A 19,217-nucleotide genomic window follows, 5' to 3' on the forward strand; every position below is an offset into this window, starting at 1 on the left:
CCTTGTCCCCTTGTCCCCTTGTCCCCTTCTCTCCCCACACCCCACACCCCACACCCTCTCATCCCTCTCTCATGTAAGGGGGTCAGATAGATTGCTATCTTGGAAAAGATCGGCTTTGGTGGCAGCTTATGGCATCGGTTTCTCCCGCTTCGACTTCGGGTTTTTCAGAGGCAAACCCTCCATCCCTGAAGGCTGGATTAGCAGCCCTCAAACAGGATCGAACGAAAATTGCGATCGCCCATTTAGAAGGTATCATCCGTGAGTCTCCCCGTCGGGCAGAACTTCTTCAGGCTCAGATTGGATTGGCGATCGCGTACGATAAAATCGGCGACTCCACCCGAGCAATATCGCTATGTGAAGAATTAAAAGTCAGCGAGAACGTCAAGGCAAAACACTGGGCGACGCGGACTCTGGCAAGTTGGGCCAAACGATCGCATCAATCACTAGCCAAGCCTGACACTAAGCCATCGGGATTCGTTCCTTTAGACGAAGAACCGGCATCTGCGGCAAAATCAACAGGATTTATCTCCTTAGATGAAGAACCGAAATCTCCTTCTTCAACCAAATCCTCAGGATTCGTTCCTTTAGACGAAGAACCGGCATCTGCGGCAAAATCAACAGGATTTATCCCCTTAGACGAAGAACCGAAATCTCCTTCTTCAACCAAATCCTCAGGATTTATTCCTTTAGACGAAGAACCGGCATCTGCAGCAAAATCAACAGGATTTATCCCCTTAGACGAAGAACCGAAATCTCCTTCTTCAACCAAATCCTCAGGATTTATTCCTTTAGATGAAGAACCGGCATCTGCGGCAAAATCATCGGGATTTATCCCCTTAGACGAGAAATCCTCGATCGATTCGTCCAATCCGCCCACAGAAAATTTACCCTCGGAGGGTAAAATCCGGGAAAATCGATCGTCTCGCGAGAAAGTACCTGAAAAGATGGCAATTCCCTCAGAACCCAAAACCGAGCCATCTCAGACTGCTCAAACCGACGATTCTGATACGACTTCTCCATCCAACTCATCCACCCTCGCACAGACCCAATCCCTTCATCAGTGGCGCAATCGAGGACGGGCTAAAAATTGGAAGCGTTTGAAAACCCCGCCCATCTCCCAACTGTATTGGATGCAAGGGGTCAGTACCATTGCCCTCCTGTGGCTCGCCAACTTACTGCTGCATGGGTTCATGTACGTCACCAACGAAATTTTGGTGAGCGTGCCTTTCACTCGTCCCATCCAGGCTTTCTACTACGATCGCACCTTTATGCTGGTGGTGGTTTTAGCGATCGTGGCGATCGCCTCGCCTTGGTTGCTCGATAGTATTCTACGCCTCGGCTTCGGTTTGAAACCCCTAACCACCAGCAAGCTGAACCGCTACAGCCCAGAAACTTACCAATCTTTGGGTCGGGTGTGCCGCCAGAAACACATCCCCTTCCCCACCCTGGGCATTTTACCCGAAACCACTCCAGCCATTTTCACCTACGGGAATTGGCCGAAAACAGCGCGCATCGTCGTCACTCAGGGATTGCTCGATCGACTCGAAGACGATGAAATTGCCGCCCTCTACGTTGCCGAACTCGCTCGCATCGTTCACTGGGATTTCGTGCCGATCTCCTTTGGGGTTGCCCTCACCCAGATTTTCTATCTCCTCTACTCCCAAACTGCCCGAGTCGGCGATTGGTTCTATGGCAAAAGTCGAGAAGCCGAAAAGCAAAACCCATTTTTGGGCTACGTGTTTTTGGGGGGAACCTGGATTTTTGCCGGATGGAGTGCCATCGGTTACGCTCTATCTCGACTGCTGCGGCTGCCCTGGCTGGTGCTATCGCGAATGCGGGTTTCCTATAGCGATCGAGCTGCGGTGGCAATTGTGGGGAATCCCAATGGTTTGGTGCGGGCGCTGTTTAAAATGACCGTGGGTGTTGCCGATACGGTACGGGAACGAGGGCAAACGAGCGAGTTCCTCGAAAGTTTCGACCTGTTAATTCCCGTTTCCCCTACCGCTGCCCTGAGTATCGGTAGCCTTTACCCCACCCTCTCCCCAGAGTCTTTACTGGCATGGGATCTCGAAAATCCCCATCGCCCGTGGTTGATTCTCAACAACTCTCACCCGACTTTAGGAGAACGCATCGCCTGGTTGACGGGCTGTGCCAAGTTCTGGAAGCTGGAACCGGAGTTAGAACTGCCGGAAACGTCGCCGAAATCCCAACAGAAATCCAAACAGAAAAATAGGTCTCTACTTGGAAAGCCCATCGTTCAAGGTGCGCCGTTCTTCGGCATGGCGATCGGGTTTTCTGTTGGATGCGTTCTGACCTTGGTGGGATGGTTGGGCGAGTCCTTCGATTCGCAGATTCTGGCGTGGCTGTTCGACGATCGCATTTGGATAATTAGTGGCCTAACCATGGCGGGGTTTAGCTTGGGAACGCTGGCGCGCATCAATGGTTTTTTCCCGGATATGAAGCCTTACGCGCTGTCGGTGGAGCCAAATTTTCCCGAATGGCTCTCGAATCCAATGGCGTTGCCGATCGATAGTAAAACGATTCAGTGTGAAGGAAAGTTGTTGGGTCGTTCCGGTGTGGCCAATTGGCTCGGACAAGACCTAATCCTGGAGGTCGATCGAGTGTTGGTGAAATTGCACTATTGTTCTAAGTTCGGAGCGGTGGGCAACTTTTTACCCCAACCCGTTCGTCCGGCCTATTGGATCGGTCGCCAGGTAACGATTACCGGTTGGCTGCGTCGCGGGGCAACAAGCTGGATCGATCTCGATACCCTCGCAGTCACCAAAAAAATTTCCACCCTCCCGAGCGGTCATCCGATTTGGTCGTCCCTGCTAACGGGTATCACGGCACTGTGGGGAGCGTACTTGCTCTCGGGTGGGGGGGTTTGATTCGGGAGAGGGGGGAGAATTGGGAGACAAGGAAGATGAATTTTCCCTACACCCCACACCCCACACCCCACACCCCATTCCCTTTTCTGACTTCTATTGCCCGATCGCCCCTGGGTTTGTTACATTTATTTACGTCAAGAGAACGACAAAGCTAATTTGTTGTGCTAATCTACCTAGCTCTAGCAACCTGGCTGTGATAACGTAATAGGGTAATCGGTAAAAACATTTCAGAAATATCAAATCGATTGACGTAAAGTAAGTGTCATTTTGAATTAGAGAGAAGCACTTACGTAATTTCCACAGTAACCTTGAGGGTAAAAGTCGGTCTTGTACTTTTGCAAGTCTAACTGATAAGATAATCATCGCTCTCAGGAAAAGAGTGTAAATAAAAAAATATCGTCTCAAAATATCGATTCAATTGTTAGTTTGCAAAGATCGTTATAGAAATTGACCACGGCACGTTTTTTGATTTTCCCAGATTTAACTGAGTGCGATCGAGCGCCTCGAATTCTTCAGCATGACTAGACTCCGCGATTCAAATCTCCCAGACTGCCGCCGTTGCACCCTGGGTTATCAAGACACTTCAGTCAGCGGACCTGCGATTGAGTTTTTGGGATCGAGAGCACTCTCACTGGATGTTTTTTTTGAGTCCGTTTGTCTAGATGTAACGTTCTTGATGGGATGGGCGCAATTCGATCGCGCTCAACCGTTGCAGCCTACACGCCAACAGCTTTCCATTCGTTAATTTTTAATTCAACCTTGGAGGTACGTCCATGTCCATTCGTTTATATGTCGGCAACTTACCCAAAGAAGTCGAACGTCAAGAACTGCAAGACTTTTTTGCCGATGCGGGAGAAGGTGTTTCCGTCAAAGTAATTACCGATCGCAAGACGGGAAAATGTCGCGGATTTGGTTTTGTCACGGTCAAGAATGACGCACAAGCCGATGAATTGATCGAAAAGTATAATGGCAACGCTTTCAAAGACAGCGAGCTGAAAATCGAAAAAGCGATGCCTCGCAGCAAAAACAAGCCCGAAAAAGGCGAAGGCGAATCAACTCCCGCACCGACCAAGTCCAGCCGTCGCAACAATTCCGGTTCTCGTTCTCGCGGAACGACCACCTCTTCCGGACCGGCATCCACGGGTCCCGATCCCCGTTGGGCAACGGAATTGGAAAAACTCAAAGAGATGCTCGCCGCTCAAGCGACCAATTCGTAAATCTTTCTGCAAGAACGAGTGGTTGGGAGAACCGATCGTGTAACTTGTAATGAGTTCGCGCGCGATCGGTCTTTTCCTGAGATTAGGGCTTATCGAACCGAGCAAATAGCACAGGTTAGCCAGAGAGGTTAACCTAGATCGAACATGCAAACTATTCAGGAATCAACTTTATGACTGCGACTTCCGTCAAACAAAACTATGAAGTCAAAGATATCTCTCTAGCCCCGTTGGGCAAGCAACGGATTGAATGGGCTGGTCGGGAAATGCCGGTTCTGAAGCTAATTCTCGATCGCTTCGAGAAAGAAAAGCCCTTAGCCGGAATTAAGTTGGTGGCTTGCTGTCACGTGACCACGGAAACTGCAAACCTGGCGATCGCCCTCAAAGCCGGAGGCGCGGATTCTCTGTTAATTGCGAGCAACCCCCTCTCCACTCAAGATGACGTGGCGGCGAGCTTGGTTGCCGATTACGGAATTCCCGTTTACGCCATCAAAGGCGAAGATGCCGAAACCTACGAGCGCCACGTGGAACTTGCCCTCGACTTCCACCCCAACATCATTATCGATGATGGCTGTGACGTGGTCGCAACCCTCGTGAAAGAGCGGCAAGACCAGCTTCCGGAAATCATCGGAACCAACGAGGAAACCACCACGGGTATCGTGCGCCTCAAGGCAATGTTCAACGACGGCGTACTCACCTTCCCGGCGATGAACGTCAACGATGCCGATACCAAGCACTTCTTCGATAACCGCTACGGTACCGGTCAATCCACCCTCGACGGCGTGATTCGCGCCACCAATATCCTTCTGGCGGGTAAAACCCTCGTCGTCGCCGGTTATGGCTGGTGCGGTAAAGGTGTTGCCCTGCGCGGACGCGGTTTGGGTGCGAATGTCGTCGTCACCGAAATCGACCCGGTTCGCGCCATTGAAGCCGTCATGGATGGGTTCCGCGTCATGCCGATGGGTGAAGCCGCTACCCTGGGCGATTTGTTTATCACCGTAACCGGCAACAAACACGTCATCCGTCAAGAACACTTTGAAGTGATGAAAGACGGGGCGATCGTTTGTAACTCCGGTCACTTCGATATCGAAATCGACCTCAAATCCCTCGAAGGAATGGCTTCGGAAGTCCGCACGGTTCGCAACTTCACCGAAGAATACCGCCTCAACAACGGTAAGTCCGTCATCGTTTTGGGTGAAGGACGTTTGGTGAACCTGGCAGCCGCAGAAGGACATCCCAGCGCCGTGATGGATATGAGCTTTGCCAACCAAGCCCTGGCTTGCGAACATCTGGTGAAGAATAAAGGTAAGCTCGAACCGGGCTTGCACTCGATTCCGGCTGACATCGATAGCGAAATCGCTCGTTTGAAACTCGAAGCGATGGAGATTAACCTCGATACTCTCACCGACGAACAGGTAGAGTACATAAACTCCTGGACTTCGGGAACTTAATCGGAACTCGAATGGGGGAGGCGGCAACGCTTCCCCCGATACTTTGCAATAGAAATCAGATCGGGGAGATGGGGAAACTGGGGAAAACCTCAGCCAGAATGACAGCGTTTGCGCATCCCACATTGCAACTGCGATCGTGAATAACTCGATCTCTCGTAACGAATAGACATCCCATCGATATCAAAACGAAAATCAGTTTCGATACCGAATTCATAGATTTTTTATCCCTTTCCCCCTTTCCCCTTAACCTTTAACCCTTTTCCTCTAGATATCCGATCGCTGTGGCAAGGCTATCCGTTGAATTAAACCGCTACTTTTTTGAAGAAGACCGACCGCCCCAAGTAAAACTTGCAGATATTTGGGACTTGGCAGGAGAGCGGATTTTTGGCTTTTTGTTTGTTTTGCTTTCGCTCCCCTCGGCGCTACCGGTTCCCGCACCGGGATACTCGATTCCCTTTGGGGTGGTAATGTTGTTCTTGGCCGTTCAGCTGATTCGGGGTGCCGAGCGTCCCTGGCTGCCCGAGAGTTGGATGGCGCGATCGATTCAACTGGAAAAATTACAAGGTTTTCTCAAAGCAGGATTGCCCTGGCTGGAAAAAATTGAAGTAATTTCCCGCCCCCGATTAACCTACATTTGCACTAGTGCTGTGGGTCGCATCGTGATTGGCGTTGCCATTGCCCTAATGTCGATTTCCATGATGATTCCCATTCCCGGCACCAATACAATCCCGGCGATCGGAATTTTTGTGGTGGGCTTTGGCTTGCTCGATGACGATGGGGCGATTAGTCTGGGAGGTTTAACCATTTGCGCGATCGGGTTAGTTCTTTCGATTTCGATTTTGGTTGCGGTTTGGTTTGGCGGCGCGAGTTTGCTCGATTGGATTAAATTGCAACTGGGACGGGGATAGAGGGAGGTTTGAGGATGCGGAGACACGGTGACGCGGTGACGCGGTGAGGGGGAGGTGGATCGCGGGACGAGGAGGATAAGGAGGAGCAGCCAGAGGGGGAAGATCGTCACCACTGACCCTTTGTCCGTTCACTCTCACCCTGCCCTCGAGAGCAAGCGTTGCCCCTGAAGCCTCCCAAGACCCACACCATCTCCTGACAAAAATGGTATAAACTGAATCTCTTAGAAAACCGATCGCAAAAATCGGTTGAAGACAATTTAAAACCCTTGCTGATGGTTACTTCTCCTTCGTCCCTTGCCTCTCACGGTCTGAGTGCCAAAATTGAAGCGATTCTGTACCTGAAGGGTCAGGCACTTTCCCTTAGTCAAATTACGGAGTATGCGGGTTGCGATCGCGCTCAGGCGGAAGATGCGCTAATTGAGTTGATGAACGATTACGCCCATCGAGATAGCGCCCTAGAAGTCATCGAAACGGAACGGGGCTACTCTCTGCAACTGCGAGAGGCATTTCAAGATGTCATGCAGGATTTGGTGCCGGCCGAGTTGAAGTTGGGGGCGTTGCGAACCTTAGCGGCGATCGCTCTCAAAGGTCCGATTTTACAGACGGAATTGGTGGATTTGCGCGGTTCTGGGGTTTACGAACACGTTCGAGAATTGGTGGACTTAGACCTGGTTCGCCGTCGCCGTCCCCCGGATAGCCGTTCGTTCATGGTTCAGGTGACGGATAGATTCCATCAGTATTTTCAAGTCGATCGATTGCCGGAGTTGGAACAACTCGAGATTTTCAATCGATCGCACGATCGAGAAGCAGAAGTCGAATCGAGCGAAGTTTAAGATTTTAAGATTGAATTTCAACTGAAGTCGCAGTGGCGATCGACAAAAACCGAGTTGCAGGCAAAGCAAAAAACCGATGATTTCCCTCAAAGATAAAATTGTACTCATTACCGGGGCCAGTAGCGGTATTGGGGCATCTTGCGCCCAAGTCTTTGCCCAAGCGGGGGCGAACTTGATTTTAACGGCCCGTCGGATCGATCGCCTCGAAGCCCTAGCACAACAATTGCGGGAAGAGTTCGGCATCTCTGTTCATCCCGTGCAACTCGACGTGCGAGATCGCGATCGAGTCGAATTGGTATTCCAATCTCTGCCCCCCGAATGGATGGATATCGAGATTTTGATTAATAATGCCGGATTGAGTCGCGGTATGGAAAAACTCCACGAAGGCAGCATTGAAGATTGGGAAGAGATGATCGATGCCAACCTCAAAGGGTTGTTGTATGTGAGTCGGGCGATCGTTCCCGGTTTGGTGAGTCGGGGGAAAGGTCACATCGTCAATATCGGCTCGATCGCGGGACGGCATGCCTATCCGGGAGGGAACGTTTACTGCGCGTCCAAGGCAGGCGTACGGGCGATTTCCCAGGGCTTGAAGCTCGATTTGCTCGGCACGCCCATCCGAGTGAGCGAAATCGATCCGGGTTTGGTGGAGACGGAGTTTAGCGTGGTGCGATTTCACGGGGACGAGGAACGAGCCAAAACCGTATATGACGGTTTAACGCCGCTAACCCCCGATGATGTGGCGGATGTGGTCTTTTTCTGCACCACTCGGCCCGCCCGCGTTAATATTAGCGAGGTGCTGCTCGTTCCCACAGACCAGGCGACGGCGACTCAAGTATCTCGAACTCTAAGTTAGCTTCTTCTCAACTCGCTGCAGTAAAGTAAGATTCATTAAGTTTTGCCATTCTGGAGTATTACTAATTAAATAAGCATCAAAAGGATAATTTTCTTGTTCTGCCAAGTTCGTAAACTGTTCGATCCAATTCGCAATCACCTGAGCCTTTGGCTGATTAGAAGTATAGTTCAAAGATTTCTTCAAATCTTGAATCATTCGATCGTATCTAAACTCACAATAGTGTTCCCATGCGAGTCTTACACAGGAATCATATGGAGCACGACCTAACTCTCCAGAATTACGATCTGCCGAATTCACCTCCAGATCGGAAGAGCCAGAGAGCATAGAATGGACGGATGGCTCACTCTTGATTTCCAGCTCATTTTCCATATTACTCAAGTTTTGACTCTCTAAAGTTAATTTTCGATAATTTAAGAGCTCTGCACTCTGGTAGAATTCTAGTATAAAGTTATAAGTAATATTAGGTCCGAGTTGGCGATCGAAATCTTCAATTTGTTCGGTTTCTAATAAATTTTGAAGTACAGGAGCAATTTCTGGATTAAAAAACTCAGTAAACGTAATGCCAACCTCTCTCCAGTTCTGAAGGCTATAGTTAATTGGGTGCTGAACGTGGTATGCCACAGTATCCTGAAGGTATTTGGGATTTAACTCTTTCTTCAGAGCAATACAGGGTAACCAATAGTCCCACCAAGGAATCCCAAGACAAAAAGTGTCACAGTCTGGAAAATGGTGTAGTAGATCGCGATCGAAAAAAAACATATCAAATCCGTAGCCATACAGTTCTCCGCCTACAGATTCGATCGAGTCAATATCAATTCTAGAGGCAAATAGAGTGGAACCTTTCGTTTGCCGATAGATGTAAGAAATGAAATCTTTGTCTGCTCGCAGATGAATATCAGAGTTCACAATTCCACAGACTTCTGCTTCGCATCCTTGAAGATATTTTAGAAGATCGTTGACATAAACCAATGGCTTACCATACTGCTTCCTCGCATCGCGCTTAACCTCATGAAACTTCACACCTTCAAAAGAAGACTGTAATTGATTAATCTCATCTCTAATATTGAGCGAGATGACAGAAAAACCAAGTTCTAGCCAAGTTTGTACTGCAAGCTGCTGCTTTTCAATTTCAAAAGGTGCAATGCTAGTTGCAACTATGATATTTGGCTGACTCACAATTTTTATGTTGATATTGAATTGAGTAAAGAGTAAAGTTGAGTCACGAGAATATTCTGGAGGGTAATTATTTCAATATTGTGTTGAAATAATTGAGAATATTAATATAAAAACCGGGACCCGGAATTTTATCCAATTGCCTTCATTACGTTTTTTTTATTTTAAATATTAATGATTTTGATTTTTTTTGATTAATATAAATAATAAAAAACTATATACAACCCTTTTATCAGCAATTAATTAATCAAAAAAGAGCATATATCTATCAAATATTCTTGACTGAGATTTCGGATATCAAGATCTTCAACATCATACTCCCGAACTAAATCTTCATAGAATAGAACTCCATCCGCTCGATCGAAATAGCGGCGAGCCACTTCTTGATTAGACTCTTTATATCGTTCCAATATTTCTTTTGCATTTTCATAAGGAAGCACTTTATAACTTGTCTTCAAAGTCCAATCTTTATCTTGAATAAACCGAACTAAAGGAAGATGATACTTACGATTAAAGTCATGATTCAGATCCATTCGAAAAAATCCTTCTCCTGTGTGACCTGTCTTTTTAGCCATCAAATTATTAATAAAATTGACTGCTATCATTTGTTCGTAAGCTAGTTTTACATTTCTGCTAGCATCTAATTTCTTAAAATTTGAATCTTGATTCAAACCCAATATGTTCAGGAAATCTATACAAATATCGGGAATTTGTGTTTTTTCTAATGCACGGACTATTATATTTTGTTTTCCAAAACATTTCTGCCAAGCACTTAATAAAGATAAGTAATCCAAATGATGATGTTGATACTTTTCTAAATACGATTGAATACTACCTGTAAACGCACCTGATTTGACGGACTGTAGATAATGTGACTCAACACGCAAGTCCTGTCTTCTTAAGTAAATAATTATTTTAACCTTGTATCGAGATAACTCATGTTGTACCGCTTCTATATAAGAGATATCCCTAGATTCAAAACTTTCAGAAGATATCGCTACATGATTGCAACTGCTAGAGGCAATAACTTGATGAAACTCTTCCCAGTCTGCATTAACCCTTACTAGAGGGTTATTTCGAAAAATAAAGGCTAAGCTTGCCTGTTTAGCTAGATTTGTATGCCAAGGGAAAAAATACCCAACACGGACCAAGGCTTTGGCATTTTTTTGTAAAAAAGATTGTATACTTGTCGAAGCCGCTTTTTTCATTCCAATATGTAAAAAAATTTGTTTTTGCATTGATTGTCTCCGATTTTAGATGTGTAAAAATATCACTCTCAGATTAGAGCTATTTCATTTCAGATTTAGAATTCATTTTTTTGAGATTTTTATACTTTTCATGGAACAGCATTGATTTTTGGATATGACCCTTTTTTAGATAAATTTCTGCCATATAAAAGTAAGCATCTGCTAAGTTTGAGTCGTATTCCAAGCTTTTACTATAACAACTCATGGCTTTTTCAAGTTTTCCTTGCTTAAAGTAAATTCTTCCTAGATAAAAGTGAGCATCTGCTGCCTCGGGTCTGAGCCTTAAAAACTGTTTAAAATTATTTTCGGCTTCATCGAGTCGATCTTGCTTAGAATATAAAATACCTAAATGAAAGTAGACATCTGGGACTTCTGGTTTCTTTGCTATGAATTTTTGATAAGATTCAATGGCCTGTTCAGGCTGACCTTGCTTTGCGAATATCTGACCGAGAAAGAAGTATGAGTCTACTATCTCTGAATTGAGCAATATAGCTTTTTCATAGAAAGAAATTGCTAGGTCACACTGTTCTTTCTGGCGATAAATCATGCCTGAATAAAAGTATGCATGAGCGAGGTCAGATTCCAGTCTTACGATTAGATTTTGATACTGGCTCAGAGAACGATCGAGTTGATTTGCTTGATAAGCTTCATGAGCAGTGCGTAGGGTATTTTCTACTCGATCTTCAAGAGCGACTTGGATAGAAGCCTCAGTAACCTTCTTAGAAATATGTCTTGAAATCGCTTTGTAAGACTCACCGAGTATTCCGGGACCATCCCATTCGTAATCTAGATCGCCGACTAAATCTTCAGCAACTGCCTCAAACTTACTGCGAATCGTTGAATTAAAGTAATTTTTCCAGTCATCATGTTGACCTTTCCGATAGTGCGAGTTTCGATCTTCACTTCCCTGTGTCCGACCCTGACTCATATTTTCAAAACTATAATCTTCTAATATCTCAGATATTAGATCGTCTGATATTTTAATGTCGCAGTGATTAAATAGTTTCTGAAAAGACTGAAATGCAAACTCACCGGTGATATCTTCATAACGGAGAATTAATATATTCGGGTTATCCCTCGCTCCATTAACCCAAGAACGTAATATCGTAAAAACATCTCTTAAAGTTTCTATTGTATAAAGAATTCCTTCTTCTAGCGATTGACTCTCAAGAATTTTTCGAGTTTCAGCAATATGATCCATAAGTTTGTGAGAATAGCGATTAGAGAAATACGCAGAAATAACAATATCTCTGGGGTCTCTCATCACGAAAAAGGCTCTATATTCTTTAGGTTTTTCTAGTTTTTGAAATGAATTATAATGAATTGCAAATGTTCCTGTAACAATAGATTTTAGTGGAATAGTTGCACTCTTATTAATGAATTCTGCCTGAAAAGGAAATAAACCCGAATGAGCGATCGCTCTGGCATCAATAAATATTCTTTTTAGCCAGGTACTAGCAGTTTTTGGAACAGAGCAGTGATACACATTTTCAAATTTAGATTTTGCTTCAATCGAAAATTCTAGTGGTTCTAATAAATTTGGATAGAGTTTCAGTAAAGGACTGAATTGCTCCTTTTTTAAGGAGATACCCAGATTCAATATCCTATTAATATATAGTTGAGACCATCTTCGATTAAATGGTTTGAGGGATAAAATTTCCTGATACGATCGAATGGCTTCTTCTACTTGACCTTCCTTAATAGAGTCTTCAGCTTTTTGCAATAATTGCTCTTCACTTTTTTTTATATCTATTTTTGAGTGACTTGATATGGTATTACTCATGAATTTCTTTTTTTACAAGGATTTCCTGATATTCCTCATGTTCGCTCGAGCGATCCTCTAGCTTGCAAAATTTTGTCTAGCTGTTTCTGGATTGCACGATCGTCAGGCTGAATTTGCTTTGCAATTTGACAAAAGACAATCGCTTGATTAATTTTATTTTTTTTGAGTAGAAGATTAGAGAGCTTCAAATAAAGTTGAATATTATATGGTTGTATATCTATTGCTTGATAATAGTTAGTGAGTTCATCTGGTACTAACTGAATGGCTGCATCGTAATATTCTAAAGCTCGATCTGTATCTCTTTGAATTCTCCGCTTTAGCGCCTCTCCCAGCTTTTGATGAGTTATAGCATCGTGTGGGTTGATTTTCACTAACGTTTTGTACGCTTCGATTTCTTCGTCGATCGTATCGGTCTGGGACTTCTGTTCTAGATAAGGTTCTGAGAGCTGAACAAGCTGTGTCTGAATATTTTGTGCTTGCTGCTTATGAATTGCATTTCCCAAGTTAAGATAGATAGACAAATGAAGTTCTGGTTTATACTCTAGAGCTTTATTGTATGCAATAATTGCTTTTTCCCATTTTTCTTGCTGAAAATATATCTCGCCTAATGCATGATAGGATTCAGCAAAATCGGGCTGAATTGCAATAGATTTTTTGTAAGCATGAACTGCTTCATTCCACTTATATTGACTTTCTAAAACTTGCCCAATATCATATTCAATACAGGCTTCCTTGAAGCGATAGTCACAATCGTATTTACAATTTTTTTCAATTGAAAACCGCTCCTGAACAGCCGAGATAGAATATCTAATTTCAAATGACCGACGGTATTCTGAAATTCCTTCGGAGGTTTTTCCCCGCATTATTTTAGCTTGCCCCAATCCATAATGAAAATCGGGGTTTGCCGGCCATCGATCTACTGCGGCTTGATAAATAAGATTCGCGTCTTTCCACTTGTTTAATATCGACAATACCTTTCCTAAGTTATGGTAAGACCAAGCATACTCCGCATTTAATTTAAGTGCCTTTCGATATGGGTCAATAGCAGCCTCATATTTTTCCTGAAGTAAAAAGCTATCTCCTAATTGATGGTGATAGAGAAATCGATCTGGTATTAACTCAATCGCGGCGTGATAGCATTTAACAGCCTTCTCAAAACTATTTTGCTTTGTGAATGCATTGCCTAAACTGTAATGTGCTTCGGCGAGACTTGAATCGAGTTCTATTGATTTTTGTAGATAGAGAATCGCGGCTTCAACTTTCTCTTGATATAAGAGCGATCGCCCTAAGTTACAATTTACCCAAGGGCTATCGGGCTCGATAGCGATGGCTTGGCGATAAGCTTTTTCTGCATCCTCATATCTACCTTCTAGTATAGATTTTGCACCTCGATTCAGATATTGTTGCGCCTCTGAGTGGTGCGTATCTGACATAGAAGAGTCGTTGATTCATATTTAGATAAGATTGTAATGAATATTATTAAAAATAACAACCTAGTGCCGCTACGGGTCATTAAAAATGCGTCTTGAAAAGTTGAACGGGACTCAAACCGATACCGCGAGCGGTTTCGCAAAATTAAAAATTAAAAAGGCTTACTGTACAGAGCTTTCACCGATTGAAAGCTGGTCAGTTATTTCTGCCGCGCTGCACTAGAAAGTTCAATGCCGGGAAAAATAAGTATTTGTACATAAGTATTTATGCTAAATACCAAATCGTTGTCTGAAGTATATAAGTAACAGCCTGTATCCGAGTCTACCTGAGAACTGCAGTGATTTTTCAATGGGGAGTTTTGAATCGCCTTCCGTCCAAGATCGTGAGTTTTATAACAGGAGATATCGATTGCTTCTCAAAGGATATTTTATCCCGTTCGAGAAGAAAGTATTCGGATCGATTGTCTCAGGAAGTTCGGAAATAATATCTCAACTCTTCTTCAGCAATCTTTGTGCTTCAAATAACAGGTTCTATATCCGACGCAACATCCCAATGACGGCAGATTTCCCGTAAAACTTACTCCCTTTACCTTCAATTTCAATATCGATCGGCATGCCATCTCGTTGATGAGCTTTACAACTTAAATAAATCGTTTGTCCTTGGTTCCCAAAACAGCGCTCGAACTCTTCAGTCACGCTCACGTAATCTTCCGTGGCAATTAAATTAAACGCTGATTCTAAAGAAACGAGTTCGGAAAATGGGTATTCAAAAATTTCCGCAAGTTTGCGATCGGCATAGAGGAATCGACCGCCAAAGGTGAGAATATACATCCCAATATCCGATAATTTATTGGCATTTACGGTAATGGAATCGTCTTCAGTTAATTCCGAATCATCGCGCACTAAGTCTTCAATAACTTGCATAACTTGCCGGTCGTTATCGGAATATAATTTCGCATTATCTAGCACCAAAGCCATATGGGCAGCGATCGCCTGCATCAACGATACCGATTGAGCGGTAAAATGCCCGGGTTTAGAATGCATTAAGGTCAGCAAGCCCAGCAAAACTTTTCCCCAGAGAATCGGAACGCAAAGTGCCGATCGCACCACGTATGGTTCGCAGGGAAATTTCAACCACCGATCGTCCGTTTTCGTATCGATAATTAAGCCGATTTCACGATGTTTGGAAACCCAACCCGCTAAACCTTTATCTAATACTTTGCCGATTAAGTTTTTCTTTTGTTGTTGAATGGTAGCCCCCCGTGCGAGAATGCTATCGGCGATCGCCCCTTCTCCATCGAGTAAAAATAAGCTACTTTCTTCGGCCTCCGTGAGATGATTGCAGACCTGGACGGTTTTGATGAGCATCGCTTTGAGCATAGTTTTGCCCCTCGATGCTTGTTCGACTCCAATCAAGCTACGGGTGAGTTCATTTTGCGCGTTAAATGCGATTTCGATCTGTTTTAAGCGGGCATACTCTTTTTTAAAGGTTTCTAGTTTTTTACCAAGCTCGACTTTAGACAACTCTTTGACCTTCATAAACACCCCGAACCGATAACCTTACATCAACCAATATCTAAACCCTGGAATGCGATCGCGCCACTCGAGAGAGCGAACTTACGATCGCCCATTCAAAATTTCCATCGAATCCCGTCCGAATCGATCCACGCACCGCACGAATAGTTCGACACCCATTGCTAGTGCCGTTTCATCAAAGTCAAACCGAGGATGATGGTGGGGATAGGCTAAATCCCGTTCTGGATTTGCCGCCCCGAGAAAGAAATAGCAACCGGGAATTTCTTCAAGGAAAAATGACATATCTTCTCCCCCCATCGTTTGGCAGTTGGGGACGACACCCGCCGGCGTTTCGATCGCATTGAGGGCAACCTGTCGCACTAAATTTGCCATACGATCGTCGTTAATCGTGGGGGGATACAGTTGGGTGTATTCCAAGGAGTAAGTTGCCCCCAAACTCTGGCAAATTCCGGCAATCACCTGCTCGATGCGAGCATTGAAAAAACCAGCAAAACGGCGATCGAAATACCGCACCGTCCCCGCGAGTTCTGCAGTATCGGCAATGACGTTCGGGGCTTTCCCCGCCTGGAATTTACCCACCGTCACCACTGCCGAATCGATGGGGTCGACATTGCGAGAAACAATGGTTTGCAAGGCAGTGACGATTTGGGCGGCAACAACGATCGAATCTACCGTTTGGTGGGGCATCGCACCATGACCGCCTTTACCGCATACGGTGCAGCGAAACAACTCTACCGCCGCCATCAACGGACCGCTTCTCACCCCAACCGTTCCCAAGGGCAGGTTATTCCACAAATGCAACCCGACGATGGCATCCACATCGGGATGGGTTAATACTCCTGCTTCAATCATCGGTTTGGCACCGCCGGGTCCCTCTTCCGCCGGTTGAAAAATCACCTTCACCGTTCCGGCAAAATCCCGATGCTGCCAGAGATAGTAAGCCGTTCCCAAGGCAATAGCGGTATGGCCGTCGTGACCGCAAGCGTGCATCTTTCCCTCGTGCAGGGATTTGTAGGGAACCTGATTTTCCTCTAAAATCGGCAAAGCATCCATATCGGCACGAATCCCCAATACCGGGCCCGGTCGTTCGCCGACGATGGTAGCAACGATTCCCGTTTTGGCGATTCCCGTTTGGTGCGGTATTCCCCACGATCGCAATTTCGCGGCGATAAACTCAGAGGTCAGCCGTTCGTGAAAGCCGAGTTCCGGTCGCTGGTGAAGGTAACGCCGCCATTCCACCAACTCCGGTTGCAACGCCCGAATTTGGGGGCGCAGGCGGGATTGCATCACAGAGGTGGAAACGGGAAAGAGTGCAGTCATGGTCCAAAGTACGTTCGTCGTATTCTTTCATTATCGATCGAGAACGGAACGACCCTTTATCGTACGATCCGAATCCGCCGGGTAATGTCAGAATGGGATAACTTGGCGAAAAACGGTCCTTGCCACCGCAATTGATGGATGCAGATTTCCCGATGGGAATAAAGGTCTCGATATCGTTTTGAATCCGAGTTTGGCATCTCCCTTGAATTCGGACATCGAGGTGAACCGCATCTGACAAATAACTTCCGATGGCCTTCGATGATGAACATAGATGCACTGGCAATCGAAAACAGTAAAATGCCGAAATAAGCCTTTAGAGATGGATACAATCGGGCATTCTATGAAGATGTTCATTTTATCTAAAAAATAAACTTTTTGCGAAGATTCGATCGACTAACTTATAAAAATGAAAAGATAAGAATTCTTGCGCTCTAAATTTACCCCTCCCGACTCCCTTTGCAATCCTATCCTTCCCTAAATTTTTGACCTGTGAGAAAAACATGTTAGCAAGAATCCAAAAGCAATTCTTCACCCCGTCTATTGTCCTCATCATTGTTTCGATCGCGATCGCCAGTTTAGTTCTCACGGGCTGCGATCGCTTTCCCATATCTTCTGATACCTCCTCGAATTTAGTTTACCAAGAACGGAAAGTTCACAGTCCTGATGGTATCGGCAAGTTTTATCTGGGTAGAGAAATTGCCAAAGTAATGGGACATCAGGAAATGTGGTGGCTGGAACGTCCCCAGCGCAATGCCAAAGAAAGACCGTTAATGGCGATCGAAGCCTTGAATTTGAAACCCGATGATGTCGTTGCCGATCTTGGGGCGGGAACGGGATACTTTAGCTTCAGAATTGCAGATCGCGTTCCGGACGGTAAAGTATTTGCCGTCGATATTCAGCCGGAAATGTTAGATGCGCTCGCTTTTTTAAAACGAGAAAATCACGTTGATAATGTTGAAGGAATTCAGGGGAGTCTGACCAATCCAAATTTACCAGCAAATAGCGTCAATTTGGCTTTGATGGTAGATGCCTACCACGAGTTTGAATATCCCCGAGAAATGATGGAAGGTCTCGTTTCGGCATTGAAGCCGGGAGGACGAGTTGTTTTGGTAGAATATCGACGAGAGAATCCATTGATTGCTATCAAAGGAGTGCATAAAATGACCCAGCGACAGGCGAAGAAAGAAATGGCTGCAGTCGGGTTAACTTGGTTGGAGACTCAAGATATTTTACCGTCGCAGCATTTGATGTTTTTTGAAAAAAGCTTGTAGCTCTGGAGTTTCGAAAAAACTTCGATTTCGAACGCGAAAACCGGATATTCAGTAAGCTTTTTCTCTTTTCGATCGTTAACCCGATCGTTCAACAATAAAATTGAATTTCGATCGGTACTTTAAGGTTTAATCGCTTTAATTTAGATCGACTCAAACTGCGTTAACTTAGACAGAGTATAAATCTTTGACTAATATTTTGTTCTTCTCAAAAGAGATAATCTCAAACAAGAGGATGACGTAATACCTGTAAGGGCAAACGGTCATTCACCCCTACATTCTTGCTAATCTAGATGAGACCCGTGCCCGCTGACGGATTTTTTTCCTGCCACCGAACCCTATGAACTCCAAACAACGCCATGTTGCTCTTGCCATTCTCCATCAAGATGGAAAGTTTTTGTTGCAGCTTCGAGATAATATTCCCACCATCGTTCATCCCGGATATTGGGCATTTTTCGGGGGACATATCGAACCGGGAGAAACCCCAGAAGTCGCCGTAAAGCGAGAAATCCTCGAAGAAATCGGTTACGAAATGCCTACCGTTGAAAGCTTTGGGGCATTTGAAACCCCAGAAGCCGTGCGCCATATGTTTTACGCGCCGCTAACGGTGGAGATTGGCGATTTAGAACTCAATGAAGGTTGGGATTTAGATTTGTGGACGCTTGAGGAAATTAAACAAGGGGAACGGTATTCCCAAAAAGCGGAGAGTATTCGACCGTTAGGTGCACCGCACCAACAAATTTTACTTGATTTTATCGATCGGCATTTTCGATCGAGCGAAAAGCAATAACTAGAAAATCAACAAAATTCACATAATTTCAGGGGAAGTTTATGGCTGCAAATCGAGTTCGGATCGCTAAAGATAAAGCCGATTTAGTCAAAGCCCTCACGGTATCGGAAAATAGCGATAGCGCCCCGTTTCAAACCTACGCCGATACCGTTGTATTTGCCGCATCTTTGGGGGCAAAACGGAAGCGTAAATCGCCCCTCAAAGACTTTTCGAAGCGAGAACCCGCACCCATCGGACTGGATGTTTTTCTCTCGCGAGGGTACGATCGGGTGATTAAACTGCTGGCGGTAACTCAAACCCAAGATACCCACATCCTCTCCCCCACCGATTCCGAATGCGAAGCCCAACGAGTGGCAATTTTTGAAGAGTATGCCAATGGGGGATTGGAAATTCTACGAGAGGAGTTGCGCGGTGCGGTGGATTACACGGAACGATTGCTGCTGATGGCGATCGGCGATCGATTTCATGCGTCTCAATCCCCCGAAGAGTTCGATCTGACCCGATTTTTGGGATAGTCATGCCA

At 45.2% G+C, this 19,217-nt stretch carries 15 protein-coding genes; 9 read left to right on the plus strand and 6 right to left on the minus strand.

Annotated elements, in window-relative coordinates; translation table 11 throughout:
- Nucleotides 1-128 precede the first annotated feature (128 nt).
- The 6 genes from AC2215_RS23550 to AC2215_RS23575 all read left to right on the plus strand — a co-directional run bounded on the left by AC2215_RS23550 (nucleotide 129) and on the right by AC2215_RS23575 (nucleotide 8,147).
- A complete protein-coding gene (locus AC2215_RS23550; RefSeq protein WP_486812459.1) occupies nucleotides 129-2,888 on the plus strand; it encodes a zinc metalloprotease HtpX in 2,760 nt (919 codons plus the stop codon).
- 773 nt (nucleotides 2,889-3,661) lie between these two features.
- Nucleotides 3,662-4,105, plus strand: coding sequence for an RNA recognition motif domain-containing protein (locus AC2215_RS23555; RefSeq protein ID WP_486812460.1), 444 nt, complete (start codon nucleotides 3,662-3,664; stop codon nucleotides 4,103-4,105).
- 170 nt (nucleotides 4,106-4,275) lie between these two features.
- Nucleotides 4,276-5,553, plus strand: a complete 1,278-nt coding sequence (gene ahcY, locus AC2215_RS23560; RefSeq protein ID WP_486812461.1) for an adenosylhomocysteinase — start codon at nucleotides 4,276-4,278, stop codon at nucleotides 5,551-5,553.
- A gap of 281 nt (nucleotides 5,554-5,834) precedes the next feature.
- Nucleotides 5,835-6,461 (plus strand): exopolysaccharide biosynthesis protein, encoded by a 627-nt coding sequence (locus AC2215_RS23565; protein ID WP_486812462.1) that lies wholly within the window; start codon nucleotides 5,835-5,837, stop codon nucleotides 6,459-6,461.
- Between the two features lie 272 nt (nucleotides 6,462-6,733).
- A complete protein-coding gene (scpB, locus tag AC2215_RS23570; RefSeq protein ID WP_486812463.1) occupies nucleotides 6,734-7,294 on the plus strand; it encodes an SMC-Scp complex subunit ScpB in 561 nt (186 codons plus the stop codon).
- A 76-nt stretch (nucleotides 7,295-7,370) separates the two neighbouring features.
- Nucleotides 7,371-8,147 carry an SDR family oxidoreductase gene (locus AC2215_RS23575; RefSeq protein ID WP_486812464.1) on the plus strand — a complete coding sequence of 259 codons (777 nt, stop codon included), beginning with the start codon at nucleotides 7,371-7,373 and terminating at the stop codon, nucleotides 8,145-8,147.
- On the opposite strand, the gene AC2215_RS23580 is transcribed toward AC2215_RS23575, so the two are convergent.
- From AC2215_RS23580 to AC2215_RS23605, 6 genes are all read right to left on the minus strand, one after another.
- Nucleotides 8,139-9,323 (minus strand): hypothetical protein, encoded by a 1,185-nt coding sequence (locus AC2215_RS23580; protein ID WP_486812465.1) that lies wholly within the window; start codon nucleotides 9,321-9,323, stop codon nucleotides 8,139-8,141. The two genes, AC2215_RS23575 and AC2215_RS23580, sit on opposite strands and share 9 nt — an antisense overlap.
- A 236-nt stretch (nucleotides 9,324-9,559) precedes the next feature.
- On the minus strand, nucleotides 9,560-10,558 hold the full coding sequence (locus AC2215_RS23585; RefSeq protein ID WP_486812466.1) for a hypothetical protein: 999 nt from the start codon (nucleotides 10,556-10,558) through the stop codon (nucleotides 9,560-9,562).
- A gap of 49 nt (nucleotides 10,559-10,607) precedes the next feature.
- Nucleotides 10,608-12,350 carry a tetratricopeptide repeat protein gene (locus AC2215_RS23590; RefSeq protein WP_486812467.1) on the minus strand — a complete coding sequence of 581 codons (1,743 nt, stop codon included), beginning with the start codon at nucleotides 12,348-12,350 and terminating at the stop codon, nucleotides 10,608-10,610.
- Nucleotides 12,351-12,385: 35 nt separating this feature from the next.
- Complete coding sequence (locus AC2215_RS23595; RefSeq protein WP_486812468.1) at nucleotides 12,386-13,783, minus strand: tetratricopeptide repeat protein; 1,398 nt, start codon at nucleotides 13,781-13,783, stop codon at nucleotides 12,386-12,388.
- A gap of 528 nt (nucleotides 13,784-14,311) precedes the next feature.
- Nucleotides 14,312-15,160 (minus strand): GAF domain-containing protein, encoded by an 849-nt coding sequence (locus AC2215_RS23600; RefSeq protein WP_486812469.1) that lies wholly within the window; start codon nucleotides 15,158-15,160, stop codon nucleotides 14,312-14,314.
- 237 nt (nucleotides 15,161-15,397) lie between these two features.
- Nucleotides 15,398-16,636, minus strand: coding sequence for a M20 metallopeptidase family protein (locus tag AC2215_RS23605; protein WP_486812470.1), 1,239 nt, complete (start codon nucleotides 16,634-16,636; stop codon nucleotides 15,398-15,400).
- Nucleotides 16,637-17,136: 500 nt separating this feature from the next.
- Here AC2215_RS23605 and AC2215_RS23610 point away from each other — a divergent pair, with 500 nt between their 5' ends.
- The 3 genes from AC2215_RS23610 to AC2215_RS23620 all read left to right on the plus strand — a co-directional run bounded on the left by AC2215_RS23610 (nucleotide 17,137) and on the right by AC2215_RS23620 (nucleotide 19,209).
- On the plus strand, nucleotides 17,137-17,907 hold the full coding sequence (locus AC2215_RS23610; protein ID WP_486812471.1) for a class I SAM-dependent methyltransferase: 771 nt from the start codon (nucleotides 17,137-17,139) through the stop codon (nucleotides 17,905-17,907).
- A 337-nt stretch (nucleotides 17,908-18,244) separates the two neighbouring features.
- On the plus strand, nucleotides 18,245-18,694 hold the full coding sequence (locus tag AC2215_RS23615) for an NUDIX hydrolase (RefSeq protein WP_486812472.1): 450 nt from the start codon (nucleotides 18,245-18,247) through the stop codon (nucleotides 18,692-18,694).
- Between the two features lie 41 nt (nucleotides 18,695-18,735).
- Nucleotides 18,736-19,209, plus strand: coding sequence for a DNA phosphorothioation-associated protein 4 (locus AC2215_RS23620; protein WP_486812473.1), 474 nt, complete (start codon nucleotides 18,736-18,738; stop codon nucleotides 19,207-19,209).
- Nucleotides 19,210-19,217: the final 8 nt, after the last annotated feature.

It is taken from the genome of Zarconia sp., assembly GCF_057467645.1.